33 protein-coding genes and 1 pseudogene are annotated in these 25317 nt (G+C 53.5%); 6 read left to right on the top strand and 28 right to left on the bottom strand.

Annotation, left to right across the window (positions count from 1 at the left end; translation table 11 throughout):
- Window positions 1–67: 67 nt before the first annotated feature.
- Together HA45_RS19710 and terL are read right to left on the bottom strand one after the other, a co-directional pair.
- On the bottom strand, window positions 68–1372 hold the full coding sequence (locus tag HA45_RS19710) for a DUF935 domain-containing protein (protein ID WP_158087323.1): 1305 nt from the start codon (window positions 1370–1372) through the stop codon (window positions 68–70).
- Window positions 1373–1374: 2 nt separating this feature from the next.
- Window positions 1375–3045 (bottom strand): phage terminase large subunit, encoded by a 1671-nt coding sequence (terL, locus tag HA45_RS19705; protein ID WP_100700276.1) that lies wholly within the window; start codon window positions 3043–3045, stop codon window positions 1375–1377.
- Between the two features lie 61 nt (window positions 3046–3106).
- Here terL and HA45_RS19700 point away from each other — a divergent pair, with 61 nt between their 5' ends.
- Window positions 3107–3571 (top strand): hypothetical protein, encoded by a 465-nt coding sequence (locus HA45_RS19700; protein ID WP_100700275.1) that lies wholly within the window; start codon window positions 3107–3109, stop codon window positions 3569–3571.
- Between the two features lie 26 nt (window positions 3572–3597).
- Here HA45_RS19700 and HA45_RS19695 read toward each other — a convergent pair whose 3' ends face one another.
- The 11 genes from HA45_RS19695 to HA45_RS19650 all read right to left on the bottom strand — a co-directional run bounded on the left by HA45_RS19695 (window position 3598) and on the right by HA45_RS19650 (window position 8178).
- A complete protein-coding gene (locus HA45_RS19695) occupies window positions 3598–3993 on the bottom strand; it encodes a DUF1804 family protein (RefSeq protein ID WP_366557357.1) in 396 nt (131 codons plus the stop codon).
- A gap of 107 nt (window positions 3994–4100) precedes the next feature.
- The gene (locus HA45_RS19690; protein ID WP_100700273.1) at window positions 4101–4322 is read right to left on the bottom strand and encodes a hypothetical protein; all 222 of its coding nucleotides are present in this window, start codon (window positions 4320–4322) and stop codon (window positions 4101–4103) included.
- Complete coding sequence (locus HA45_RS19685) at window positions 4319–4585, bottom strand: hypothetical protein (RefSeq protein ID WP_100700272.1); 267 nt, start codon at window positions 4583–4585, stop codon at window positions 4319–4321. Before HA45_RS19685 ends, HA45_RS19690 begins: the two co-directional genes overlap by 4 nt.
- A 201-nt stretch (window positions 4586–4786) precedes the next feature.
- Window positions 4787–5248, bottom strand: a complete 462-nt coding sequence (locus tag HA45_RS19675; protein ID WP_100700271.1) for a hypothetical protein — start codon at window positions 5246–5248, stop codon at window positions 4787–4789.
- Window positions 5229–5525 (bottom strand): DUF2644 domain-containing protein, encoded by a 297-nt coding sequence (locus HA45_RS19670; protein ID WP_100700270.1) that lies wholly within the window; start codon window positions 5523–5525, stop codon window positions 5229–5231. Before HA45_RS19670 ends, HA45_RS19675 begins: the two co-directional genes overlap by 20 nt.
- Window positions 5525–5731 (bottom strand): hypothetical protein, encoded by a 207-nt coding sequence (locus HA45_RS27335; protein ID WP_100700269.1) that lies wholly within the window; start codon window positions 5729–5731, stop codon window positions 5525–5527. Before HA45_RS27335 ends, HA45_RS19670 begins: the two co-directional genes overlap by 1 nt.
- The gene (locus tag HA45_RS19665) at window positions 5728–6117 is read right to left on the bottom strand and encodes a M15 family metallopeptidase (protein ID WP_100700268.1); all 390 of its coding nucleotides are present in this window, start codon (window positions 6115–6117) and stop codon (window positions 5728–5730) included. The genes HA45_RS27335 and HA45_RS19665 overlap by 4 nt, the downstream gene beginning before the upstream one ends.
- 82 nt (window positions 6118–6199) lie before the next feature.
- The gene (locus HA45_RS19660) at window positions 6200–6646 is read right to left on the bottom strand and encodes a Mor transcription activator family protein (protein ID WP_100700267.1); all 447 of its coding nucleotides are present in this window, start codon (window positions 6644–6646) and stop codon (window positions 6200–6202) included.
- Window positions 6646–7044 (bottom strand): gp16 family protein, encoded by a 399-nt coding sequence (locus HA45_RS19655; RefSeq protein WP_100700266.1) that lies wholly within the window; start codon window positions 7042–7044, stop codon window positions 6646–6648. Before HA45_RS19655 ends, HA45_RS19660 begins: the two co-directional genes overlap by 1 nt.
- Before the next feature lie 559 nt (window positions 7045–7603).
- Window positions 7604–7780, bottom strand: a complete 177-nt coding sequence (locus HA45_RS27330) for a hypothetical protein (RefSeq protein ID WP_157811617.1) — start codon at window positions 7778–7780, stop codon at window positions 7604–7606.
- Window positions 7780–8178, bottom strand: a complete 399-nt coding sequence (locus HA45_RS19650) for a gp16 family protein (RefSeq protein WP_100700265.1) — start codon at window positions 8176–8178, stop codon at window positions 7780–7782. The genes HA45_RS27330 and HA45_RS19650 overlap by 1 nt, the downstream gene beginning before the upstream one ends.
- A 776-nt stretch (window positions 8179–8954) precedes the next feature.
- Here HA45_RS19650 and HA45_RS19645 point away from each other — a divergent pair.
- Window positions 8955–9401 (top strand): DUF2513 domain-containing protein, encoded by a 447-nt coding sequence (locus tag HA45_RS19645; protein ID WP_240629176.1) that lies wholly within the window; start codon window positions 8955–8957, stop codon window positions 9399–9401.
- Window positions 9402–9889: 488 nt separating this feature from the next.
- Here HA45_RS19645 and HA45_RS19635 read toward each other — a convergent pair whose 3' ends face one another.
- From HA45_RS19635 to HA45_RS19585, 9 genes and pseudogenes are all read right to left on the bottom strand, one after another.
- The gene (locus tag HA45_RS19635; RefSeq protein ID WP_128599013.1) at window positions 9890–10351 is read right to left on the bottom strand and encodes a hypothetical protein; all 462 of its coding nucleotides are present in this window, start codon (window positions 10349–10351) and stop codon (window positions 9890–9892) included.
- Window positions 10341–10598, bottom strand: coding sequence for a hypothetical protein (locus HA45_RS19630; protein WP_100700263.1), 258 nt, complete (start codon window positions 10596–10598; stop codon window positions 10341–10343). Before HA45_RS19630 ends, HA45_RS19635 begins: the two co-directional genes overlap by 11 nt.
- 262 nt (window positions 10599–10860) lie before the next feature.
- Window positions 10861–11064, bottom strand: a complete 204-nt coding sequence (locus tag HA45_RS19620; RefSeq protein WP_157811616.1) for an ANR family transcriptional regulator — start codon at window positions 11062–11064, stop codon at window positions 10861–10863.
- Between the two features lie 28 nt (window positions 11065–11092).
- Window positions 11093–11731 carry a DUF3164 family protein gene (locus HA45_RS19615; RefSeq protein WP_100700260.1) on the bottom strand — a complete coding sequence of 213 codons (639 nt, stop codon included), beginning with the start codon at window positions 11729–11731 and terminating at the stop codon, window positions 11093–11095.
- Window positions 11715–11930, bottom strand: coding sequence for a hypothetical protein (locus HA45_RS19610; RefSeq protein WP_100700259.1), 216 nt, complete (start codon window positions 11928–11930; stop codon window positions 11715–11717). The genes HA45_RS19615 and HA45_RS19610 overlap by 17 nt, the downstream gene beginning before the upstream one ends.
- Entirely contained in the window at window positions 11908–12138 is a 231-nt protein-coding gene (locus tag HA45_RS19605; protein ID WP_100700258.1) for a hypothetical protein, read from the bottom strand. The genes HA45_RS19610 and HA45_RS19605 overlap by 23 nt, the downstream gene beginning before the upstream one ends.
- Window positions 12139–12404: 266 nt before the next feature.
- A pseudogene (locus HA45_RS19595) lies at window positions 12405–13312 on the bottom strand (AAA family ATPase).
- 10 nt (window positions 13313–13322) lie between these two features.
- Entirely contained in the window at window positions 13323–15395 is a 2073-nt protein-coding gene (locus HA45_RS19590) for a Mu transposase C-terminal domain-containing protein (protein WP_100700255.1), read from the bottom strand.
- 1 nt (window position 15396) lies between these two features.
- Window positions 15397–15645 carry a helix-turn-helix domain-containing protein gene (locus tag HA45_RS19585; protein WP_100700391.1) on the bottom strand — a complete coding sequence of 83 codons (249 nt, stop codon included), beginning with the start codon at window positions 15643–15645 and terminating at the stop codon, window positions 15397–15399.
- 179 nt (window positions 15646–15824) lie between these two features.
- On the opposite strand from HA45_RS19585, the gene HA45_RS28305 reads away from it, so the two are divergent.
- A complete protein-coding gene (locus HA45_RS28305) occupies window positions 15825–16394 on the top strand; it encodes a helix-turn-helix domain-containing protein (protein ID WP_244563483.1) in 570 nt (189 codons plus the stop codon).
- A 115-nt stretch (window positions 16395–16509) separates the two neighbouring features.
- Here HA45_RS28305 and HA45_RS28715 read toward each other — a convergent pair whose 3' ends face one another.
- From HA45_RS28715 to HA45_RS19560, 4 genes are read right to left on the bottom strand one after another with little or no spacing between them, the layout of a single operon-like run.
- Window positions 16510–16893, bottom strand: a complete 384-nt coding sequence (locus tag HA45_RS28715) for an ATP-binding cassette domain-containing protein (protein WP_100700254.1) — start codon at window positions 16891–16893, stop codon at window positions 16510–16512.
- A complete protein-coding gene (locus tag HA45_RS19570; protein WP_100700253.1) occupies window positions 16890–18677 on the bottom strand; it encodes a dipeptide/oligopeptide/nickel ABC transporter permease/ATP-binding protein in 1788 nt (595 codons plus the stop codon). Before HA45_RS19570 ends, HA45_RS28715 begins: the two co-directional genes overlap by 4 nt.
- Window positions 18674–19621 (bottom strand): ABC transporter permease, encoded by a 948-nt coding sequence (locus tag HA45_RS19565; RefSeq protein WP_100700252.1) that lies wholly within the window; start codon window positions 19619–19621, stop codon window positions 18674–18676. The genes HA45_RS19570 and HA45_RS19565 overlap by 4 nt, the downstream gene beginning before the upstream one ends.
- A gap of 21 nt (window positions 19622–19642) precedes the next feature.
- On the bottom strand, window positions 19643–21193 hold the full coding sequence (locus HA45_RS19560) for an ABC transporter substrate-binding protein (protein ID WP_100700251.1): 1551 nt from the start codon (window positions 21191–21193) through the stop codon (window positions 19643–19645).
- A gap of 159 nt (window positions 21194–21352) precedes the next feature.
- Between HA45_RS19560 and HA45_RS19555 the strand changes: the two genes are divergently transcribed.
- On the top strand, window positions 21353–22000 hold the full coding sequence (locus HA45_RS19555) for a DUF1028 domain-containing protein (RefSeq protein WP_100700250.1): 648 nt from the start codon (window positions 21353–21355) through the stop codon (window positions 21998–22000).
- Window positions 22001–22011: 11 nt separating this feature from the next.
- Here HA45_RS19555 and fic read toward each other — a convergent pair whose 3' ends face one another.
- Window positions 22012–23088, bottom strand: coding sequence for a protein adenylyltransferase Fic (gene fic / locus HA45_RS19550; protein ID WP_100700249.1), 1077 nt, complete (start codon window positions 23086–23088; stop codon window positions 22012–22014).
- A 702-nt stretch (window positions 23089–23790) separates the two neighbouring features.
- On the opposite strand from fic, the gene HA45_RS19540 reads away from it, so the two are divergent.
- Window positions 23791–24012, top strand: coding sequence for a hypothetical protein (locus HA45_RS19540; protein ID WP_100700247.1), 222 nt, complete (start codon window positions 23791–23793; stop codon window positions 24010–24012).
- A 95-nt stretch (window positions 24013–24107) separates the two neighbouring features.
- Window positions 24108–24557, top strand: coding sequence for a GNAT family N-acetyltransferase (locus HA45_RS19535; RefSeq protein WP_100700246.1), 450 nt, complete (start codon window positions 24108–24110; stop codon window positions 24555–24557).
- A gap of 7 nt (window positions 24558–24564) precedes the next feature.
- On the opposite strand, the gene HA45_RS19530 is transcribed toward HA45_RS19535, so the two are convergent.
- Window positions 24565–25173: a TetR/AcrR family transcriptional regulator gene (locus tag HA45_RS19530; protein WP_100700245.1), complete on the bottom strand. Its 609-nt coding sequence runs from the start codon at window positions 25171–25173 to the stop codon at window positions 24565–24567.
- Between the last annotated feature and the right edge of the window lie 144 nt (window positions 25174–25317).

Here is a 25317-nt window from a genome sequence, read left to right as displayed (position 1 = left end):
CCGTCCAGGGCCTGCTGGGCGCTGTTATCCGACTGCACGGAGAGCGCCGCGTGCTGGGTAAAGGGCATCATGCCCCGCGCGTCATACAGCGCGCTGAGGGCGGCCGGAATATCTTTTTATTACCGGGCGGCACCAGCAGCGCGTCGCCTGCGGCAGGAACGGGTATGCCGGTGCGCTCATGCGCCCAGGTCTGGCTGACGCTTATACCCGCACTGACCGATGCGCCGATAGCATCCGCCAGCGTCTTCAGGTCTTCCGGTTCGCTGGCATCAAACTCAAAGCGGCACAGGCGGCGCGGGTCAATATCGCAGTAGCCGTTCAGGGATAGCATCGGCCAGAGTAAATCGCGGGTGAGCGTGCCCGCCAGCTGACGGGCATCGCTGGCCAGCAGCTCGTGGCGCACCTCGTTATGCACCTCACCCAGCGCGCGGCTGCCATTGCTTTCAGTCTGCGAAGTCAGGGTGGCACCCAGAATGACCTTACTCTGCGTCCGTTCGCACCACTCAATCATGTAGCGAAACGGGTCGGCCTGACCCTCCGCGGCGTCCTCAAAGTTGATCTCCATGCCCTGAGGCATAATCCCAGCCGCCTCGCGGCCCAGCGTCATCACGGCGCGCATCAGCTCCATCTTCTCGTCGTCGGTGGTGCCGGAGGGGTACTTACCGACGCGCATCGGCAGGCCATACACCTCCAGAAACTCCGCCAGATCGCGCGCGGAGAGGTTTTTGAACAGGTACGTCCAGGCCAGCACCCGAAACAGGCCCGCCTCCGGGAAGCCGCCGCATTTTGCCTTATGGCGGTGGAGTATCCAGCCCGATGGCCACAGTTCCGCGCCATCGGTAGTGCCGTCAATCAGCCGGATATCGTCACCATTAAACAGCGGCGTCTGAAACCAGCGCTGCGGGCGCTTAAAGAACTGGCGCGGAAACCACAGCTTACCCTGTCTTGACCAGTCAATCTCGACCGGCGAGAAGCCGTGGCCCACGGCGTCGGTGAGGTCGAACAGCAGCGACTCGAAGTCCGGCATATCCTGAAACCACTCTGTGACCTGCGTGGCCAGATTCTGCTCGGCGGCGGTGGCGTTGCGCGGTGGCGTGATTTTCCACGGCAGCGTCAGGATGGCGCGGCGGCGCTTGCTCATCTCGGCAAACAGGTGGCCATCTCGCTCTTCCATGTCACAGAACAGATCGGCCTGCGCGGTCAGGTTGCCCTGTTCGGCCTCCTGAAAGATGCCATACAGACGGTTGATATTGATGCCGACGGAGGGATGCTCCGCCCACTGGCGCCGCAGCAGCAGGTTATCATCCGACTGCTGACGCTTCAGCGCCTGTGACTCAAACGGCACGCCGCGCGTGTCCACTATCACACCCATAATCACCATCCTCCCCGTGAATAATCGCGCTGCCAGTCGCGCATTGCCCGCCCGGTCAGGTCGCTGCTGGCGCTGTAAAACTCCATTTTGGGCGAGCTGGTGACCGCCAGCGTCCAGAGCATGTGCAGCGCATCGGGACCGTCATCGTGGTCGGCCTTTGGAAAGTGGCGCAGCTGCTCAATCAGCGTGGTCTGGTCGGCGTGCAGCCGGATACGCCCGTTAGCCATGTGCGGCTGCAGGGACTCGATGCGCAGCAGCTTGTCAGCGTGGGGCATAATGGCCCGCGCCGGGACGGGGATGCCCATCAGCTGGGCGCGCTTGATAAGTTCGGTGCGCAGAAACTCCTGAAACTGCACGGACTCCACGCCCCAGACCAGACAGTTAAAGGTCTTCTGCAATCCGATGACGTCGCTGATGATTTTGTCCGGCAGGCGCTTGCGGATATCTGCGACCACCACGTCGAGCACGCCGTTAAGCCGGTCATAGCCGCCCACCAGAATGGCAGACGGGTCGCGGCTGGCCCCGGCCTTGCCGAGGCTCGGGTCAACGGACCCGAAGTAGATCCATTCCCGCAGCCGGTGCACCCAGAATTTGATGATATCGTTGCCCTGTTCATCCTTCCCGGCAAAGAGCGCATCGTCACCGGCAACCGGATCGTTCTGATATTCAGAGTCAAACGTGCCGTGACCATCACGGGCGCGGATGGTCATCAGGGTGAGCAGCGGGCGCGCCGTCCATGACACAATCGCCCCGGCGTCCATCGCGGCACGCCGGGCCTCATAGAACGCAGTCGCCGCGTCTTCACCCTCGTTACGCAGCAGCGACTCCCACTCATCCCACAGTTTGCGGTCGTCCGGCCAGCGGCGCATCGCCTTAAAGCGCGCTGTGCGCCACAGCTTGTTGTTCAGGGTACGCGACAGCACCGAGTCATAGTGAAGAATGGTGCCGATGTAGACCACGTCGAGCTTGCCGCCCGCCTGACCGAGGGGCAGCACGGTTTTCTTCAGCCAGCCCTCCAGCTTGTCGCGCTGCTCCGGCTTGCGCACGTTCTCGTCGTTCTCGATATCGTCCAGCACCACCAGGTCGGGGCGATACGGTCCGTGGCGCAGGCCGCGCAGCTTCTTACCGCTGCCAGCCACCTGCACCTTGATGTCGTTGCGGGTCAGGATAGTGCCCATCTGCCAGACGCGGCCCTGACCGCAGACATCAGGGTAATCTGTCTGCAGGCGCGGGTTGTAGACCAGCTCGGCCTTGATGGCTTCCAGCATCGGATACGCCTGGTCGATGGAGTCCATGACGATCACCGGATAGTGTTTGATATTGCGAATGATGCACCACAGAACAAACAGCTGGCTGACCAGCGTGGACTTGGCCTCACCGCGCGGCGCAGCGATGGCGTCATTGCAACCCTTCGTGCCGGCCACAATCTGCGGCAGACGCTGAAACAGGTAGACGTGCAGCTCGCTGGGGTCAGCGTGGCGCACATAGTGTGGAAAGTAGGTCTGCACAAAATAACGGTAACCGGTCACCGGGCAGCTCACGGCAGCTCGCCGCTCAGTTACGGCAGAGGCATCGGTGCAAAAGCCGGTACACTCCGCCTCAATCGTGCGGCGGAGTCCCTCCGCCAGCTCATTCATAGCAAGCCGAAGTTTACTTAGCGAGGTCAGGGACATTCTTTAACCATCTTGATTGAAAATCCTGTAAATTACCCCTGCACTTTACAGGGAGTTTAAAATGGGACCTAAATCCGTTAATGCAAATCTCGACAGCATGATGTTACGCGCCGAAGAGGCGCTGTCAGCGGTCATCAGGACCACATCAGCTAATATCAATCGTTACCCGTACCTTGAAGACTGGATCGAGGTTCACCATCAATGCACTGACCTGATGGCCCGACTCAGACATATTCACAAGGCTTTTGCGGACTACCGCTTCACGCAATACCAGTCACGCTCGCTGAAAACAGACCCTTATGATTCCGCGCTTCAGGATAAATTTCGTGCCGTTACTCTGCTGTCCGGTAAAGTTGTTTTCAGAGAAAACGAAGGCTATAACCGCAATGACAGCACGCTGTGGTATTGCCCCCGCTGTATGAAAATCGGGCTTGCCAGCCACCTCAGACCGTACGCCTCTCACTATTCCTGCGCCTGTTGCGGCTTCAGAGTTGAGGTATGGGATCAGGAGACTAAGCGCCGGTAAGACCCGTTTTGTGACTGAAAGGCCTGTTAGCGACCCTGCATCTTTTCAAGCTCCGGCGTGAATGCGTCGATAATTTCCACAAAGGCTGGCAGATGAGTCGGATAGCGGGTCTGAATAAACTGCGACAGTGCAGTCATTATGCTGATGGCCGTGGCCACCCGGTCGGTTTCGGGCAGCAGCTTTTTGCTGGCTGAAATTGCCTTGGTGTACGCATCGGACAGGGATGACAGCAGCTGTACCCGCTCCCTGGCCGGAAGGTCATCTGCTGAACTGACCTTTTCCAGTGCGGACTGGAACTGCCCCATCAGACCATTAAGAATGGCGCGCGCAATATCTTCAGGTGCACCGCTGGCCAGCTGGTTAGCCGTTCGTAACGTATCCCAGCTGTCGCCCTCATCCGCTGAGACCTTTTTCCAGCGCATGGCTGTTGAAAACTCACGCCCTGCTGAGCAGCCAGCAGCTCCAGCGAATGATTGCTGAAGATATATGCCCTTCGCAGGGCTTCACGGGTTTCACGTGGATGCGCCATTCACACCCCCGCCGAAGCGCGCAGCAGAGCCAGTCCGGCAGACACAACCGCACCGGAAATAGCCCCGCTTACCACGCCTGACGCCTTGCCATGCCTGATGCCGCGGCCTTCAAGGGTGATGATACGGGCATTGATTTCGTCAAGTGTTAACTGAATGTCCTGCAGCGTTGACAGCACGTCTTGCAGTGCGGCCTCATCCCGCCGCTCAGGTGTAAGATTCATCCGTGGCCACCTGTCCCGCTGATGAGCCTGTCGATACGCTCCGTCGTGCGCTCCATGGACTGCTTGATGTCGCTCAGCATGGACATAATCTGCTCCTGATCCCTGACCGCGTCCGCTTTCAGTTGAAACGTCTCGCGCATGCGGGCCTGCTCTTCGCGAAGCTGGTTGATGGCGGAATTCAGCCCGCGCAGCCAGATGCTCAGACCGCTGGCGACCAGCGCGAAAAACAGCGCCTGCAGTCCTTCACCAAATTCCAGTGACATTATTGCTCTCCTTTTGCGGGCCAGAAAAACGCCTCCAGCGCCTTTAACTTTGCAGCATTTGACTGACACCATGCACCATAATCCGCCGCGTGGCCCAGCAGCGCGGCGGGGGGCAGTCCTGTGGCTTTACCGGCATACGCTGAGGGCGCAGGGGGCATCACGCCGGGTTCAACCATCTCCCGCGGCGGCGTCACGCCGGGCTCAATGACCGGTGCCGGTGTGACCGTGACCGTAGCCGAGGGCTTCGGCGTAGAGCTGCATGCTGCGAGGACCCAGGCCGTTATAACCACACCCGCCCATCGTTTTATTGTCATCACTCACCGCCTGTCTGATTTGCGTGGCCAGCAGCAGCTTCACCTGCGCCAGTTCGCCGGTTCTGTCTGCCAGACTGGCCGCCAGCGTATCTGCGCGCGACCGCTGGGCCCGTTCATTTCCACGCGCCTTGAGCAGCGCTGCCGTGGTGGCTTCGCTCTCACGCTGGCGCTCATCGGCCCGCGATTTTTTCTCGCGGGCCAGCGCCGCATCACCGGCGCTTTTTGCCGCCCCAAACCCGGACGCATACCCGCAGTGATGGAACCACCATCCGGCACCGCCCAGCAGGGCACACAGCAAAATGCCCGGTAAAATTCGTTTTAAAGCCCATTTAATCAGTGCCGTGGACATCGGGTTTTCCTTCATGCAGGGGGCCACCAGGCGGCGGTTTGTCCGTTCTGCCCTCGTGGAACTTCTGAACACCGGCGTGCGCCACCCAGGCCCCGACGTATACCGCCAGCGCATCGACCGGCGCGTGGTCCCAGTAAGCACACATCAGCACCACTGCAGAACTCACGATGAGTGCAAACAGCGTCGTGGTATCGGTCGTTGACAGCTGACCCTGGCGGTCAGAGACCAGCTCCGGCAGTCGCTTAAGAAAGCCCATCAGCATTACCCCGCGCCACATCAGTTTTCAGGCCTGCGGGGCAGCCGACAGAGCAGCGTTCCCAGCGCAGCACCTGCTACATAAACAAACAGCGCAAGCACAACTGACCCCGCCCAGCTGATACCGCGTATCCAGTGGAAAAACAGCATTTCCCCGGTACAGATTATGCCGGTTGCCACGATTTCAGGGGCGTAGCGGCGCCAGCAGGGGGTAAAAACCTTCTTCATGCCGGATATGCCGCGAAAGGCAGCTGAAAATGCGCGCCGTCTTTAAGGGTGGTCCAGTTACCGCCCCATTCAACGGGGATGGAAAGGTCTGCAGACGCCTGCTTAAACGCGGCGTCAATCTGCTCGTATAGCGCCCACTCCCACGACACCTGACCGCCCACATAAGCCACCACGTCCACAGCATGCCCGGTCAGGTGGCGGCTGTTCAGCGTCTGACTGTGCCCACCGGCCACCATCTCTTTCTGGCGTTCGGCGCTGCGCAGGCCTTCGGTGATACCAAAATCCACCGCTGACACCTCCAGCGCACTGCGGGTCAGTTTTACCAGGTCAGGATGAACGCCCTGCAGGTTGTTCTCGCTACGCTGGCTGAATCTGAAAGAAGACATAAAAAACCCTCACGATGTTGTGAGGGTTATTGTGATCGCATTGCGACAGGGGATGGAGTGACAGGGGTGAGACGGGAACGGTTCAGAATAACTGCCCCTGCGTCTGCACGGTGGGCTTACGACGCCGGTTAATCAGCTCCCATGCCCAGGTGTTTCCGAAACCGTATCTGGGTGCCACGTGTGTCAGCGCCATGCGAAGGGATTCGCCGCTGCTGACCCGGTCGTCCATGTCAGCATAAAAACACCGGTTGCGCCACTCGCGCAGTGCAGCGGCACAACGGGGGATCACCAGCGTGTTTTCACCGCCGAAGTGCTTCACCAGCCTCCGTACGGCATCTTCGCCAATGACCTCACGCAGCAGCGCGAGGCGATGCTCACCGTCACGGCGCACGCCCTTACCAATCGGAAAGCGCGCGCCACCAAACCGCTCAATGAGCTTTTGCGTGGCATCAAACCCAATCACATCCACAATCTGACGAACGGTATCGGGCAGCAGGTCTTCGAGGTCTTTGAGATGAAACTCGCGCATTACAGCCTCCCGTGACGTTTAGTGTCAACTATCAGCATCTGCATGATCTTGCGCACCTGGTCGTCGTTCAGCCATTCGACCGGCTTTTTCTCACCCAGCATTCGCTCCGTCACGCCGTCCAGATATCCCCACGGACGACCCGCTTCGGCCAGTAGAGCCTCAATCTTCGACAACATGCCCTTACGGCCCAGGGCCACGCGCGGACGGCGACCGTATGACGCAGAAGGTGTGAAACCCACGGTGCGCATGTAGGTGACCACTTTCTCCAGCTCCACCTCGTTGCACTCGCTGGCCGAACGGTGCTCCGTCAGGCGCGCCAGTACGTTGCGGTAAGTATCATCATCCCATCCAAGGCGTGACTTGCCGGTGTGGACGGTGCGGATAAGGTTAGATTTCATGGTCACCACTCATTATTTAGTTCTGAACCAGTTAACCAATGTGACAGTCAGGACAATCAGCATAAGTGCTATCAATAAATAACCTAAAGCTAAATCTCCACGCCTGAACATCATGGCTGCGCTAAATCCACCTAAAGCATATTGAAGGAGTTGAGAAAAAATCCTGAGGTCACTGTTCCGGCGTTTCATGCTTACCACCATAAACGAGAAAAGCCCCTCAGTGAGGGGCTTTTAAGGGCTGATTGAAATTGTCACTACCTGTACTGCAGGCGGACATTGGATCACAGCCAGGCGGGGATTGTCAATTCATAAGTCCGGGTAAATCCACCGGCAGATGTACCAGCCTATACTCAGAGTGAAAACGACAAACGCCAGAATGATGAGCATATCTTTAATCATAAGGCTAAGCATTAAACCTGCTCCTTCTCTTTCCACTGCAGCCTCCAGAAGAGCGGATTGTTCATCCATTAATCTGAGGCGATGACGGCGAATATACTTGCGCAGTACCCACGCCACCCATAACACGGCCATCATAAAGGCCCAGACGATAATAAAGAGTTTAATAAACCCTCCCGGAAAATGTTCTCAGCACGCACTTATTTTTAATCTCTGGAAAGCGCGCGGCACCAAATCGCTCAATGAGCTTTTGCGTGGCATCAAACCCAATCACATCCACAATCTGACGAACGGTATCGGGCAGCAGGTCTTCGATGTCTTTGAGATGAAACTCGCGCATTACAGCCTCCCGTGACGTTTAGCGTCAACTATCAGCATCTGCATGATCTTGCGCACCTGGTCGTCGTTCAGCCATTCAAACGGCTTCTTCTCACCCAGCATTCGCTCCGTCACGCCGTCCAGATATCCCCACGGACGACCCGCTTCGGCCAGCAGAGCCTCAATCTTCGACAACATGCCCTTACGGCCCAGGGCCACGCGCGGACGGCGACCATATGACGCAGAAGGTGTGAAACCCACGGTGCGCATATAGGTGACCACTTTCTCAAGCTCCACTTCGCTGCACTCGCTGGCCGAACGGTGCCCCGTCAGGCGCGCCAGTGCGTCGCGGTAGGTGTCCTCATCCCATCCAAGGCGAGACTTACCGGTGTGCACAATACGAATCAGGTTTGATTTCATGGCGACTACCCATTATTTAGATCTGAAAAATTTGACCAGTTTGAAGGTGAGGTCAACAAGCATAAGGACGATCAACAGCCAGCCCAGCCTGCACTCCCCGTGCTTAAGCAACAGGGTCGCAGTTAACCCTCCCAACACATACTGAAGGAGTGTAGATAAAAACCCGAAACAATTGATTCGGTTCATAATTTACCACCGTAAACGAGAAAAGCCCCTCAATGAGGGGCTTTTCAGGGCTGATTTAATTGTGATTACCAATGATGCAGAAGGGCATTGGATCACAGCCGGAGAGGATTGTCAAATCAGACTCCGGGACATAATGCCCCAGAAAATTCCAGCCGAGTGTTAACGTAATAATCACGAATAGCAGAATAATTAGCATGTCCTTAAGAATATTTCTCATCAAAGATGACGCCCTCTAATCCTGACGACACCTGAGTACGTTATTGCATTCCATATCAGCGACGATGACGGCGGATATACTCACGAAATTTCCACGTAATCCACAACAGGGCCATCGTGAAAGCCCACACAATCAGCAAATATTTCAGGTGTCACCTCCCTTAAATGTTTTCGCGAGACTGCCTGTCACGCGACAGAACCTGATGATGGCCTGAAAAACCACAACGATTATCAAACGACGGCAGAAAACATGGGCTTTTTTATTGATCGAGAGCATTGAATCTACGAAAAGGAATTTGAGAAATAAATATCGACATTATTGCCCGGGAAATGCAAATCTGTGCTTTCTTTAGTACTAGCGAATTTTAAACAAAATGACAGCGCTGGTTTGGAGTTGGGGGGGGGAGATTGTGCGAATCGATTTCGAAGAACTGAAAAGGATCCTGACCATTTTTCTCGACTCAAAGGATTCATTCATCACCTTAGGAGACCTGGGCTTTGCGACCGCCACAGGTGAAGACGAGCAACGGCTCATTTTTCATACGCTACTGCTCGTGGAAAACGGACTTATCAGCAACTGGAGGTTACTGACGCGGGATCCCTGCAGCATTGGATTTGTCTACCGTGGGATGAATATTGAATGGCGGAAGGTTCCTATCAGACTGACTCAGGATGGGCATGATTTCGCGATGGCACTTAATCGAAACGCGGTAATGGAACGCATTAAACGTGAACTTGCTGACGCCCCGTTTGATCTTGTTAAGGACGTCAGCAAACAATGGCTAACGAAATTAATCCGCGACAAGATTGGCATTCAGTAAGGCATCTGACAGACACCCACTCAGTGACAATATATCCAGCTGCTCCAGCGACGCAATCGCAACCTCCTGATTGTTCCCGTCAGCCAGTGTGCGCAGGCGACGGGTCAGCCATCCAGCTCCAGGAGACTGAGCCATTTCAAGCCGATGGTCATCAGCTAACACCTTGCGGTTAATCGCCCCCCTGTATCGTTCAGATGTTTTGTCAGCGAGACTACCCGCTCTGATGGATAACCACTTAACAGCAAATCAATTTCAATTAATTCACGCTCAGTAATGTCGACGTAAGATAGGTTTTTCATTGAAAATTACTCCTCTTTTTATGGCGTTCTGCAGCCTGTTTCATTGCAGCCTGCAGGGATTTCTTATAAACACGGTAATTATGGCTATCCCAGCACAGCCATCGAGATACAACAGGCAGATCGCGACGTTCTTCGACCGTACTGCCATCGTTAAGATGATAAATCCTCCGTGCACCGGCATCGTAGTGCTCACAGCTCGTCACGCACAGGTACATCGCCACCCTCCGGGAATATTTCCAGCGGCACCGACAGGGTCAGCCCCTCGATTTTGCGGAATTGATTCACCACCGTTCTGGCTGAGGGAAAAAAGGTCTCCGTTACTTCGTGATCTTTTTCGAGGTAATGACGATTTTCCCTGCGCCTGAGCCACGCTTTACCGCCTCGTTCTTTCGCAATGCTCCGGGCAATTTTTGCCGTCGTATTCACCTGTTTTTTACGCAGGAATATCGCCGAGAGTGGCTGATATCTCTCATGACCCTCTTTGTAAAAGCCAACCAGAGGCTCCCCGTTGTTGACCACGATATAAGCGAGGTGTGTTTCATCAGTCTGGATTTTGGCAACCTCGACCTTGTTACCCTGATATTCAAAGGCAACGCGCGCACCTGATTTGATGGTGCTTTCAATGCCCGACCACTGCTGTTTAGTGATCACAGCTATCACCATCATCTTCTTCGGCGAATGAAAATGGTAATTTTCCCAGTACGCTTAACGCCAGAATGATGCCAATGCGCACACCTCTGGCTTTTTCGCTGCCAGCCTCAATGGAAGGCATTCCATTACCCAGCGATATAGATGCCTCGGGCTTATCCACAATAAGCTGAAGGTCAGCAACGTTTCGCTCATGCCATGACGTTAAATCCTGTATAAACTCAGCGAACTCAAAGTTATTAATTTTCATACCTTTTCCTTAATTAAGGCGTGAGCAGCCCCCTGACGGTTCACGCCATATTTAAATGATGATTAATGTCGGTTTAAATCAGTCGGCTTTTATCCCAGCAGGTGTTAATGAAGTGACGTTCGCGTAATAAGGCTGAACATTAATTTCCACGACCGTCGAACTCATCAGGTCACGCGCAACATCCAACGTACGCACCGGAACACCACCCCGCAGGGCAGAGCAGGACTGATAGATAAAATGGCTCCCCACCGGATAACGCTGGTTAAACTGCTTTGCGTTCACTGATATCAGTCCTCCGCAGGCCGCTGACATACGCGCAGCGGTCATAACGCGCTTCCGCCCAGTGACGATTATCAGCCCCGCACGGTGACGCATAGGCCTTTTCCCAGAGTTCTGCCGCCTGCTTAAACAACCCCTCACGTTCAAGACGGCTGGCACCGATGGCATAACGGGCAAACTGATTCATATGATTAGCTTTAGCTGGATCCCACATGTCACACCCCGGCAATATCAAGCGCCACCGGCGCATACTGGTCTGAATCCACAACACGCTCGTATACGCGGATGTAAGAACGACTGCCCACCACCTGAACCGCTTCCCCGATGGCTTCCATCGCCTTACGCCAGCGGGGATCGTCAATATCGTAACGACGCAGACCCAGCACCGCGCCCGTATTGATATCTCCCTCTTTATCGGTGGAGAACGCGCGACTGATAATGGTGTGGATCTCCGGGCGAGCCCCCTCGGTCCAGTCCGCCAGACACTCGTCAATCAGCGCCTTGGCCGCCTGCAGTCGCTCATCAAACGCGATGCGGTCCTGCATAGCACGCTGGATCTTGTATTGCCCATCGTGCGAATAAAGCGTCACATTGCCTTTTTTACCGCCCACACTCACGCCATATTCATTAGATGAAAGGTCAACAAAGGCCGCGATATCCGCAAACCCGCTCAGCTTAAACTCACTGAGCGCTGCATTCACCGCCTGCGCCCGCTCCACGATTTCGCCAACCAGCTGATCGCGCACTTTGTCCACTGGCTTAATCAGGTGCTCAGGCGTCAGCACGCCTTTGGCATCAATCCAGTAACCCGCAGGGGCAGCAGCTTTGGTAAATTGCTTAATTTCTTCTGACATAATGACTTTCTCCGTTAATTAATTTCGCTTTCATAAACAACTGTTCAAACTGCGCAGCCAGATTCACCGCATAATTCACGGTACTGGTGGCAATATTCATTTCAGACACGGTGTGATTATCAGGACAGACTTTAATTTCAGGGCTAATCACTAATCCCAGTTCATTTAATTCAACGTCAATGCAGATTCGGATACTCATGTACCGCCTCCCGCTCCCGGCTTGCCCTGCAGTCCGGACAACTACACTTTGCAGCACGGCTGTCAAAGTCGCTGACAATAGCTCTGATTGCAGCAACCAATGCCACCAGGTGCGCCTCCTCGCGAGGCGTGCGGTCTCCCGAGCCTTTGATGTCAAATTCCATACGCGCGCTATGCTCGGTGATAATCACTTCAAGTTTTGCCGCCATAATTAACTCCAGATTACCGTGCAGCCTTCAATAACCGAGGTGCGCAACTGCTGACGCACTCCGCCCATAACTTCTATTACCTCGCGCACTGGCCATATGTCGCCTCCACGCGGCGCTATGGCATACACAACGGGCACAGTACGATTACGCGCATATCCTGTGACCCGGCCACCGTGAGTATTAATCTGCACTTTTGCGCGTGAACGCTTGCAGGCAACCTCTGCTGAATCTCTCATACATGCTCACCTTATTGGTTAACTTAATAATTAATGGATCAACATTCCGGCATAACGCTCGATCAATCCCACACTGATGCCCTGATTATTTATTCCACTTGAGCGCACCACGCCTCGTGCCAGCTTAAACATCCGTCGATAGTTCCCCTTTGAGTGCTTCAGAAAGGCCGCAGTTATTTCTTCAGGCACGCTTTCACAATCGGGCAGCAGGCTGATTAAAATCATTTTAAAATCGCTGTGCGACTGATCGTCTTTATAAGTCGCAAGGTCCATTGCCATGCCCACGCGGCTGTAAAGCTGAGCATATTCACCTCTGGAACCCTTGAGGTTAATGAGCAGGCGTGGCATGCCCGCCAGAACGATTGATACTCCAGAACGGTCATGAATGCGACGCAGAACCTCTAATGCGCGGTAGGGCAGCAGCTCAGCCTCATCAACCAGCACTACCCAGCCCGTACCGGTCAGGGCCTGGATACATTCCTCGCTCAGCTCATGAATATTCCCTGTCTTTTTAACCCCTAGCCGGGCGGCCAGTTCTTGCAGCAGCACCTTAGCGGTGTATCCCGGATCGGCCTCAATCAGAATTACGCCTTTATTCTGCGCGACGTACTCACGTAATATCATGCTCTTACCCATGCCTGCCGGGCCGTATATCACACCGATATCACCATCCGCATGAGTATTGCTGATGAGTGCCAGCGCCAGCGTCGCCAGCTGCGTGGGAACAAATCGCTCTTTCACCACGCTGTGCTTAGCCCGATCCTCTTCGCGGCGGAAAAAATCGGTCAGCGCCGCTTCAACATTACCGATATTTCCGTTGTAATTACCTTTTAGATATTGCGAAATAACCGCTGTGCTCAGGCCTGTTTTGGTGGCCACTTTTTTTGGGTGTAGCCTGACCCCTCCAGCATCTGGATTAATTTATTTCTGATATCCATTTAAATAACCTTAGCGGTGATTACCGGCTTTCTTTAAATCCTGCTGATATTCGGATTCGAATAAATAAATTTTCTCAGGCTCTTTATTAATAACGCGTGCGCTAAAGAGGCTGTAGTCCAGATCTGGCCTAGGCTCAACAGGCGGCAGCAGGTGTTCTTTCTTACGCTGAATCTGGCCCTCAAGGTTCTGCACACTGCGTTTAATACTTTTCGCTTTTGCCTGTTCAATGTAGGACTGACCGAATGCTGCAACCCGGTTACCGTTCCAGATCGCATCACATATCCAGGAACCATCCATACGCTGCACAATCACGCTGTCAGGATTGTGTATATCAAAACAAACTCTAACCTTTTCACCTTCGACGCTGGCAAGCGCCTGGCTGAAATAGCGGTTATTAAACAGCTGGATCTCACCACGAATTGCAATACGCTCGACTTCAGGCCTGAACATCTCATGCAGCTCACTGCTTGTGAGGTAGCTGATTTGTTCCCTTTCCGCTTCAATTACGTGTGACCGGTAAGCAAGTGGTGACCAGTGCTGGCCGTTCTCACGCACCGGAAGCTCGTCGTGAGGGCGATGGTTGTACCGCTCTATCTGCTTCTCAATCTCCGCTATTAACTGTTCCCATGATGGAATCTTGCGCATGGCGGCTCTCTGCGTACTGTTAAGCTCCTTGCCTTTCTCAATGGCATTGACTGCTGAACCTATCTGCTTGCGGTATTTGCGCAGCGTCTCTTTATCACCTGACTTACCCACATAAGAGCCAAATGCTTTAGCAACCCGCATCGGGATCTCACGGTTTATACGTTCAATAATACCGCGCCCCTGTGGATTACCCGGACGCCCGGTCGGGTGCTCAATTCCCAGTCGGGAAAAAATACCGGTTATGTCAGCGTCAAATATACGGTTGGTTTCACCGCCGCCGTTATCGGAATAATAAATCAGTGGCAATCCGTAATTAGAGATGGCATGGCGAAGCGCGTCGCCAACCGCAATCTGGCTTTCAGACATTGCCAGACTCCACCCCATAATTACGCGTGAACGGCCATCAATAATCAGCGTGATTTCAGGTCGGAACGGTTTACCCGTATCAGGGTGCAGCACCTCAAGCTTCATGCCGTGGCCATCCCCGATCCAGACCCCGTTAACCGGTATCACAGACCAGTCACGGCGCACGAACGGCATCAGCGACTGCCAGGCTGAACCCGTCACGCGACCGCGCATGCGCTCCGCCTTGGGGATTTTATTAAGCGCATAGCGAACTGTGTCAATCAGCGGCAGCTGGGCCAACATCAGCGCATTACCGGCATACTCATCACGCCAGTCATCAGCAAAGGCTTCATACGCCATTGTCACGCTTGGCTGATTGGGATTACGCCAGTACTGCAGAAAGTGGCCCATCCACGAATACTGCTCAACCTTTTTAGGCCGCACCTGACCCGGTGCCATAATGGCCAGCTTCTCGCCTGACGTTTTAGCCAGATCGTAATCAGTAAACCAGTGCTGCAAACTACTGACCCCCACACCCGTGCGTGTTGAACCCTTGCGCGCATTGGCCACATCTGCCGCTTTTTGTACGAATTCAGGCAACGTACCAGCCTTAGACTCAACCGAAATGTGCGTTACCGCCTGTTTACGATTCATATTGAGACCACCATCTTTTGACTCCTGCATCAGTCGAAGTACCTCACGAACCAAGGTCATGCGTGCATCGGCAATTTTCTTCTGATCGCTTGTCAGCTCACGCAGCTTGTTAGCCAGAAGTGCAGGACAACTGCGATAAAGAGTCAGCAATTCTTTGGTCTGAGGAGAACCTGCATCAGCCTTCACAACATTACCGCGCACAGTAGCCAATTCAGCACCAGCAGACTCAGCCATCAACTGCCGCGCCATGCGAGCCTGCACAGCTTCCCGTACAGCATCGGGGAGACAATCAATGTGATACTCAAAGGCTTTTGTGCCTTCACGGCGGCGTACAAGCTCTGAGGAACTTCCAGCACACTTGTTCAGTGTGAGTCTCAGCCCCTGAGCAGTGCTGGGAAGGCCAGGCAGGCCCATCAACTCATTCACCGTGACAAACATATCAGGACACCTTACGCACATAACTCTCTGTCTTATAACGGCTGGGCCAGATGATTTCCGGCGAAATCCCCAGCGCTTCCGCAACAATCCGCTGCTGAGGCTTAGAGGGGGTGCGCAAAACCGACTTTAAGGCACCCTCTGCATAACCATTTCTGCGGCCAAGCTCCGCAAGCGACAGACCGCGCTTGTGTAAGTTGGCTTTAATGTCTTCAGGATGCCAATCCGCAACCAGATCTTCTTTTTGATTCATCATTCCACTATCCTAAAAAGTTATCCCGAGGGATAAGCCAAAGGGCCTCTCTTCGCATAGAAGTATTGATCCACTATGAGCACAAGTAAAAAAATATTCCGTTTTCTTTTGTCTGTTTGAGGTATCGGCTTACCAGATGTGGAAATGTCACTAAATTCATTAGATTAGAGGAAAAGAAAGTGGTCGAAGGAAAAGAAAGCGAATTTTCTTTTGTCGAAGATGGCAAAGAAAGCATAGCGCACCGTTTGAGAGCACTGATTGGAGAAAGGAGCGTGCGAGAGGCCGCGCAAGACTGGGGTTTGTCATTCTCCACATTAAACAATTATCTAACGCGAGGTACTGCCCCCTCACTCAATGTGGCAATTAAAATAGCAAATGTGGAGAGTGTTTCAGTAGAGTGGCTAGCAACAGGAGTGGAAAGACAAACCAATTCACATAAGGTAGATGTGCCTGCCAATGAGCCTAATGAATTTTTACGCTCTACCTGGATGGCAGCTTTTGAGTTGATGAATAAGTCAGAAGCCGAGGCTTTGTTAAGAATGATTATTAGTGGTGGCGCGCGCGGCCTCATTAAACTTGCTGAGCACGAAGCAAGCCTTGAAGATATATTTATGCTTTTGCCACCTCAACTGAAGGCTCGCGCGATAGAACTTGTGAATGCGCATGTTGAAGCCAAAAAAGGGGCATCTGAAGAGAGTGAGATGAGCGACACAGCCAGCCCTGCACCTGATCAGAAGCAGGCTAGCTAATTGAGCATAGGCTGGTACTAATCAGTTTGTAATATTTTCGGCTTATGCTTAATTTGACTTAGGTCAAGCGCGTGACAGGTTTCTCAAAATCTGTTTAAACGCCTTTCAAACTCGTTCAAACCAGAATCTTTCCATCCAAAATATATTGCAAAAAAATCATTTTCCGGTCATTTTTTTGCGACGAGTCCATAATCCTCAAATCATCTTCAGGCCGCGCCACTAGAGGGATTGCGGCTAACCTGCATGTTCTCCGATTAGTCCAGAAATGATTACCACCCCACATAATGACGCCAGAAGTGGGCGACTCTAGCCCTACCAGCATGCGCGCCAGCGTACTTTTCCCTGAACCGCTTTCTCCCACCACCGCTAATGTTTCACCCCTCGCAAGCTGCAACGAGAGGCTTTTGACCGCGTGAACCTGATGCTGCGCTTTAGCAAATAGACTGCCGCGGCGATGATAAATTTTGCTCAGATGTTCAGCTTCAAGCACCGTATTCATGAGGCCTCCCGGGTTGATGAGTAGAGCTGCGCGACATGCTCAAGAAACGCACGTCCCTGTCCCAGTTTTGGCACGCTGGCGATCAATCGACGCGTATAGTCGTGTTGTGGATGATTTAATACTTGCTGCGTCATGCCGGTTTCCACTATTTCACCGCGCCGCATCACCGCCACCCGGTCGCAGATTTGCGCAATCACGCCAAAGTCGTGGGTGATAAACAGCAGTGTCAAACCGCGTTCACGCCGCAACTGCTGCAGCAACGCCAGAATATGTGCCTGTACGGTGACATCTAAAGCGGTGGTTGGCTCGTCAGCGATGATGATGTCAGGATCATTAGCCAATGCCATGGCAATGCCCACGCGCTGGCGCTGTCCGCCAGACAACTGGTGGGGATAGCTGGAAAAGCGTTGCTCAACATCAGGAATACCTACGCTCGCCAGCAGGGACAGCGCTTTCTGGTGCGCCTGACGATTCGACATAGGCTGATGCGCCAACACCGCTTCGACCACCTGTTTGCCAATGCTCATTTGCGGATGCAGCGTGGTAAGAGGATCCTGGAAGATATAGGCGACGCGTGCTCCCCGCCGTTGCTGCATCTGCGTTGGCGTCAGTGACAGCAATTCTTCTCCCGCCAGATAAATCGCGCCACGGCTGATCACACCCGGTGGTGATGCGACCAGTCCCATGATCGACAGGGCCGTGACACTCTTGCCAGAGCCACTTTCTCCGATCAATCCCAGGCATTCTCCGGAAGATAACGCGAAACTCACGCCTTTCACCGCAGGATGTTTGCCTGACCGGGTAAGAAAATCCACCTGTAAGTCGACGACCTCAAGCAGGGCATCTGGAGCCTGCACTGCGGCGGGTACAGCAGAACGCTGCACATCGGTTGTGGCACTGGCGCGCAGTTGAAGGCCGGATTTCATGCGAGGATCGAGCATGTCGCGAATACCGTCGCCTAAGAGATTAAAACTCATCACCAGCAGAAAAATCATTACGCCCGGCACCAGTGATACGTGTGGTGCGCTGAACATCTGCGCGCGCCCCTGGCCTAGCATCGAACCCAGATCGGCGGCGGGAGGTTGAGCGCCAAGTCCAAGGAATGACAACCCAGCGGTTTCAAGAATCATCCAGCCTACGGTGGTCGACATGGTGACCACGATCACGGGCAATACGTTGGGCAGGACTTCCGTGAAAACAATATTGAGATGGCTTTTACCTGCCAGGCGTGCCGCGTGGATAAAATCACGCTGGCGCAAGCCAACGGTTAGGCCACGAATATTACGCGCAAAGAACGGGATATTGACGATGGCAATAGCGTATAGCGCATTAATCAAACTTGGCCCCAGCACGGCAACAATCACCAGCGCCAGCAGGATATAGGGGAAGGCCATCAGCATATCGATAAGTCGCATCAGCAGACTATCGGTGCGACCGCCTGCATAGCCGGCCACCAAACCAATTATCGTGCCGAAGACCGCAGCCATCAGGGTTGCGCTTACGCCAACAATCAAGGAGACGCGTGTCCCCCACAGTAGACGTGACAGCAGGTCACGACCTAAAGGATCGGTGCCCAACAGATGTCCCGGCGAGAAAGGAGGCAACAGGCGATGCAGTAAATCGGTGGCATCCGGATCGGCCAAGGGCAGTAGCGGTGCGGCGATAACTAGTAACAGAATCAGCAGCAATACCCCAAGCCCAATGGCGGCAAGTCGGTTGGCTAGCAAAAGTCGCCACAGCGAAGGGCGCTGGCGAGTCGGTGTGGAAACGGTTATCTGGCTCATGATGCTAACCTCGGATCAAGCAGCGACTGCAGAATATCGGCGCACAGGTTAATTAATACGTAAGCCGCGGCTGCTACTAACACGCCACCTTGCACCAGCAGCAGATCACGTGTGGCAACCGCTTTGACTAACATCGCGCCCAGGCCGGGCCACTGGAAAACGGTCTCGATATACACCGCGCCGCCGAGCACGAATCCGGCCTGAATACCGATGACGGGAATAACCGCGACTAACGCGGACCGAAAAGCGTGATGCCAGATGACTTTACGCTCCGAGAGGCCTTTGGCTCGCGCGGTGCGAATATAATCCTGGCGAAGTACTTCCAGCATCGCGGTGCGCGTGAGACGAGCGATTACGCCAGTTGCGACCAGCGCCAGTGTAATCGCGGGCATAACCAGATGATGCAGCAGGTCGGTCAAGCCACCGCCTCCCCAGATGGCAACCATTCCCGAGGCGGGGAACCACTGAAGTTGCACCGCAAACAGCATGATCATCAGCAGCCCAATCCAGAATGAGGGCATGGAGATGCCTAATAGCACCAGCAGTGTGATGGTTTTGTCTGCCCAGCCAAATTGACGCACGGCGGAAATCACGCCTGCCAGCAAACCCAAGATGCTGCTGATTAACAGTGCGCTTCCACCCAATATGAGCGTGGCACCGAAACGATCCATCACCTCATCAATCACCGGACGGTTAAGTACGTATGAGCGGCCAAAATCACCGTGCAGCATATTTCCGATCCAGATCAGGTATTGCTGATACAGCGGTTTATCCAGCCCCAACTCCTGATTGATTCGCGTCACGTTTTCCGGCGTGGCCCATGCGCCAAGCAGCGCCTGTGCCGGATTACCGGGGATCATCGCCATAATCAAAAACACAATGAGTGACAGGCCAATCAGTACCGGAATCACCGATAACAGCCTTTTAAGCAGGTAAAGCCCCATATTTGGGCTCCTCATCAGCAGTTAGTTTTTCGTTACCCGGTTGAGTAACAGATTGAAATTGGGTTGCAGCGTGAAGTGATCGATGCGCGTCGAGGTCACGGCGTTTTGCTTCCAATTGGCGACGAAAATCCACGGGGCATCCTGATGCACGATTTGCTGTACCTGGCGATAAAGGGCAGCGCGTGACGCGTTATCGGTGGTCAGGCGTGCCTGTTGCAGCAGACGATCCACTTCAGGATTGTGGTAATAACCGGAGTTAAAGCCGCCCTGATCGGGTAGGGCATCACTGCGCAAAGTGAGGAACGGCAGCGTATCGGGATCATTGGTCATCCATGCCATTTCCGCCATCTGCACCTGAGGAGGTAATCCTGCATTCACTTTTGCCAGATAGGTATTCCACTCATAGGTTTCGATTTTGACCTGTAAACCCACGGCTTTGAGATCGGCCTGGATAGCCACGGCCATTGGCAGCGGATCCAACATACCGGAACCGCCTTCAGTGACATAAAACGTCAATGTGGCCCCTTCGGCTCCGGCCTCTTTCAGCAGCTGTCGCGCTTTCTGCGGATCGTAAGGATAGGGCTTCACGTCGTTGTTATAGGCCCAGCTAAAAGCTGAAGGAATTGGGCCAGTTGCGACATCGGCCGAACCCTGCAGAATATTGTCCACCAACGAGGGTTTGTTGATGGCGTAGTTGACGGCCTGGCGGACGCGCACATCATTGAAAGGCGCGCTGCGAGTGTTGAGCATTACGTACCAGACGTGTGGACCGGTGGTTTGATAAAGGCGAAAACGATCAGGCTTTTCTGCAAAAAGTTTGACGGTATCAGGCGGTACTTCCGGCATGGCATCTATTCCGCCGGAAAGCATCTCCGCAACCCGCGTGTTGTTATCCGTAATGGGTCGGAACACCACGTTTTGTATTGCGGGTTTACCGTCCCAATAATCACTGTTGGCGGTGACCACCACGCGTTGGTTTGCTTGCCATTCACCAAAGCGGAAAGCGCCCGTTCCCACAGGATGGCGACCAAAATCTTTGCCATACTTCGCCACTGCGGCGGGGGATACGATCAAGCCGGTTGGCGTAGCGAGGTTGGATAGCAGCGGCGCAAACGGCTCTTTAAGATGAAAAACCACGGTATGTTCATCAACGATTTCGATCGACTTTATTGAGGAAAAAAAGAAGGAAAGCGGGAAAGGGCCAGTATTGTGCGCGGGGTGTTTATCGTCCAGCATGCGCTCAAAAGTATACTTCACCGCTGCTGCATTAAATGGCGTGCCATCCTGAAATGTTACTCCCTGACGTAAGTCAAACCGATAAGTCAGCCCATCTGCGCTGATTGTCCAATGCGTGGCGAGTGCGGGTTCGATATCCAATGAGTCGGCACCGTTACGCACCAGACCATCGTAAATATTCACCAGGATGCGGGCATCATTAGCGGCAGTCGCCACCTGCGGATCGAGCGATTGCGGTTCGGCGACCTGGCCCATTAGCAAAGCATCGGACGGCGTTGCGGCCAGAACGGGTGATTGCCCAACGATGCTTAACGCCAGGCAGAAGGGCAATGCCATTCTGTTGAACGTTTTCCAAATATGCCTCTTGAACATAGCGTCCCCATTCATCTCTGGTGATAATTTCGACGTTGCCTTTATTTAATTTATGCGCATAAATAGAAATCAGTCCAATTATTTATCCCTACAAATTTCTTATGGCTGTGAGATGGCGGTGATATGACCTTTTCAATCGTGGCGCGAGATCCCCTTACGGGGGCACTTGGCGTGGCAACTGCCACGGCCGGCCCATCCGTGGGTGCGCTGGTGGTGCACGGAGATGCTGGTGTGGGCGCAATCGCCACGCAGGCGATGACAAATCCGCTGTTTGGCCTCCATGGTTTAGCCTTGCTGCGTAAGGGGCTGACGGCCGATAAAACCCTGGCGAAGTTGCTTGAACAAGACAATGAACGTGAGCGACGGCAGGTGATGATCATTGATAGCCGGGGAGACGTTGCGCATTGGAGCGGTACATTATGTGGTGAATTTGCAGGCGTTGTTCAGCAGGGAGAGTGCGTGGTGGGCGGCAATTTACTCGCTAACACACAGACGCTCAACGCCATGCAGGTCGGTTTTCATCAGCCAGAAACAAGGTTTGAGATGCGACTGCTGGCGGCACTGAAACAGGGTGCAACTGCAGGTGGCGATCGCCGCGGGATTAAATCCGCGGCACTCAAAATCTGGCACGATCGCGAATATGCTTCAGTAGACGCCCGCGTCGATTGGTCCGACACCCCGCTGACAGCGCTTGAGGAGATATTGCGGCATCAGCAGGCTGCCAGTTATGCCGATTTCTTTGCCAGGATCCCGAAAGGAGAATGTTCTTAATTCACCGGTACTTAGTGGTTAAGTTCCTGCAACAGGCGTGTATTCATATACAGCTTCTCGCGTCCGTAGCTTTTCTCTTCCAATACACCAATTTCCACAAGCTGTTTCAAATAAGCGGATGCCGTTTGACGTTTAGCGATACCACTTTCAACCAGATTTTCGATACGGCAGTAAGGTTGCGCAAACAGCACCTGCATCAACTCGTGGGAGTAGATTTTTGGCAGTTTTTCTCTGACGTACGCCGCCACTTCGGTGATTAGTGCCCGCACAATGGCAATTTTTTGCGTCGTCCAAATGGCGGTATTTCGTACGGCTTCCAGCATAAATAGTATCCAGGCTTCCCATTTACCCTGCTCGGTAACGTCACGAAGCAGCGTGTAGTAGTCATCTCGGTTTTCCAAAATGAACCTCGAGAGATACAGAATGGGCAGCGAAAGCAGCTCGGTTTGAATCAAATACAGAATATTCAGGATACGCCCAGTACGACCATTACCGTCAGGGAAGGGGTGAATGCACTCGAACTGATAATGCGAAATCGCCATTTTTACCAGTGGATCGATCTCATCATCGGCATGAATGAAGCGTTCCCAGTTTGCCATCAAATCACGAATAGCGGTTTCACCCACAGGTGGTGTGTACACCACGTTGTTGTGTTGGTCACGCAACACCGTACCCGGCGTTTTGCGAATATCACTTTGCACGGCGCGCAGCTTGGTACAAAGCGCTATTGCTGTGTTGGTGCACAGCGGGTAAGCATCGAGATGGGTAAAGCCTTCAAACAGTGCCGTGCGATAGCGCAACGCTTCTTTTGTTGAGGGATCGGCGTTTTCATCATGATCGGCATACTGGAAAAGCTGATCGCTGGTGGTCACGATGTTTTCAATGCGCGATGAATCCTTCGCTTCTAACATGGGTAAGATGTTAATCAGCAACCCTTGATCGGGAATCAGCTCCCCGGCGGTTTTCAACTCCGCCACCGCAGCCCTGGCGGTTATGCAAGCCTTTAACACCTTGCGAGTCTCTATGGTTTCGAGGTCAGGCGGCAGCAAGGGCAATGCGTTATAAGGGACTTCAGGATTCCAGACCATATGTTTAAAAAATCCAGTTCTATCGACATATGGCCATAATATGTCGATGCCATAAACATGTCACGGCTATATGTTTAAAAAAACGATTTTATCGACATATCGTCAAAACGTGTCGATGGTGTAAACATATCGAAATCCAGACCTGCATCAAAAATACTCTCTGCCCAGACGGGCTAAGGGAGTGTTCGCCAGACGGTAGCAAACATCGCGACGGACAGTCAGGCCGCCTTATTGAATAATCAATTCAAAAACGAATGGCTTATGTATGAGTCATAAAGGAGTTCTATGCCCCATAGATGAGGCATTGTAAATATTAATCCCGTGAGACATATATCCAGGCAGGGCACGACCTAATCTAAAGTTGGCATTGGTTTCACGTAAAACAACTCTAGTATCAACCGTGAAATCACCAACAGTCTCAATCTGCAGTTGTTATGAGCTTAGAAACAGCATATCTGAAATTAAAACTTCGCAACGCGTCATGCAGCGATTAGGAATGACCTATAAAGGCATCGAACAACATTACGATGTGCCGTGTGTGGTTTATGAATGGGCGATTAAGGAAATCCGTACGCAGAACCCAATCAACAACCATTCATAAACGGCTTTCAATCTGTCCGGTGCCGCAGCGAATAGTGCACGAATTCAAACTTATTTATCGGTAACGTACTCAGCCTCATCCCTTTTCGGAACCTCAGTTGTATGAAAAATCTGTCAAAGCTGGTTATCACTTTAGGCCTGTTTTTAGCCGTCAGCGCTCAGGCTGAAGCGCAAGGATGCCTGAAAGGCGCGATGATCGGTGCCGCAGCAGGGCATGTTGCGCACCATGCTGTGATGGGCGCGGTCGGTGGCTGTGTCGTGGGCCATCACATGGCGAGTAAAAAGCAAAAAGAAGCTGAGGCCCAACAGCAGCAGCAAAAGTAATTGGCAGACATGCGCTTCCGGTTTAACGTGCTGACTGCATGTTTAACCGGAGGCGATGAGCGTCATCGCCGCGCATCAGGAATAGATCGCCCATCATGATTACCATCGAGTCCACCGACCCCTTCGCTCCCGAATCTCAACGACTGATTGAACAGCTCTCTACAGAGTTGGCGGCAATTACCGGGAACAACGGAAAGAGCCACTTTAATGCTGAAGCCTTAGATGAAAGACGCTCCATCTGGGTGTTGGCAAAAGATCAGCAGGGCAGAGCGGTAGGATGTGCTTCACTGCGGCCGCTGTCGGATGACATCGCTGAATTGAAACGCATGTATTCGGACCGCAGCGTATCCGGCGTGGGGGCGGCGCTGTTGGAACATTTGCAGCAGTGGGCGGTGAGTGTAGGCTTCGAAGAAATTCAGCTTTCAACGCGCGCTATCAACACTCGCGCCGTGGATTTTTATCTCAAACACGGCTTTAAGCAGATTGAAAACTACGGCCCTTACGTTGGTCGAACCGAATCCGTTTGTTTAAGCAAAACACTCTGATCTGACGTTATCTATTAGCATCCCATACCCACATCATCTGCGAAATCGCCTTGTTCAGGTCTTCAATGCTGGCACCGTCGCGTGCCTGAATCGATAAGCCAAACATAAAAGTACTCATTGATGCCCCCAGCGCGCGGACATCAACATCCGGCCGCAACTCGCCTGCGGCGACAGCCCGCTCTATCGCGGCGGTGATACCCGCTCGGGTGCGATCACGCGATCGTGTCAGCGGTTCGACCACGGAGGCATGTTCGACGGAGGTGGCGCTCATGGCACCGAGGCCCACCATACATCCGGTGGGATGGTCTGGCTCGCACTGCATCTGCGCGGATCGTCGTAATGAGGTTTCCACGGCTTCGCGCCCCGTCAGACGGGTATCCCACAGGAATTCCGTCACCTGACCAAATGTCGCGAGATAGCGCTGCACGCACTCACGAAATAACGCCTCTTTCGAACCGAACGCGGCGTAAAAACTGGGTGCAGAAATGCCGTTGTTGATGCTGGCCTTGAGCTGAGAAAGCGAAGTCGATTCGTAGCCCTGCTGCCAAAACAGATACATCGCCTGTTCGATCGCCTGGTCTCGATCAAATGTTCTCGGGCGTCCCATTTTCGCCATCGCTTCCTCCGGTTTTACTCGTGCAGTGGATTACTATACTAAACGATACATATCTCGTTGACAAAGCGAACCTGCCTGACTAGTGTATCGATCGTTACATTAATAGAGATTGCTCTCCTAAACGTCGCGGAGTCAATCTCTCAC

Origin of the sequence: Pantoea rodasii (genome assembly GCF_002095465.1) — a bacterium.
Classification (GTDB): domain Bacteria; phylum Pseudomonadota; class Gammaproteobacteria; order Enterobacterales; family Enterobacteriaceae; genus Pantoea; species Pantoea rodasii.
The sequence above is the reverse complement of the archived record's forward strand: the minus strand, read 5'-3'. Positions and strand labels throughout refer to the sequence as shown.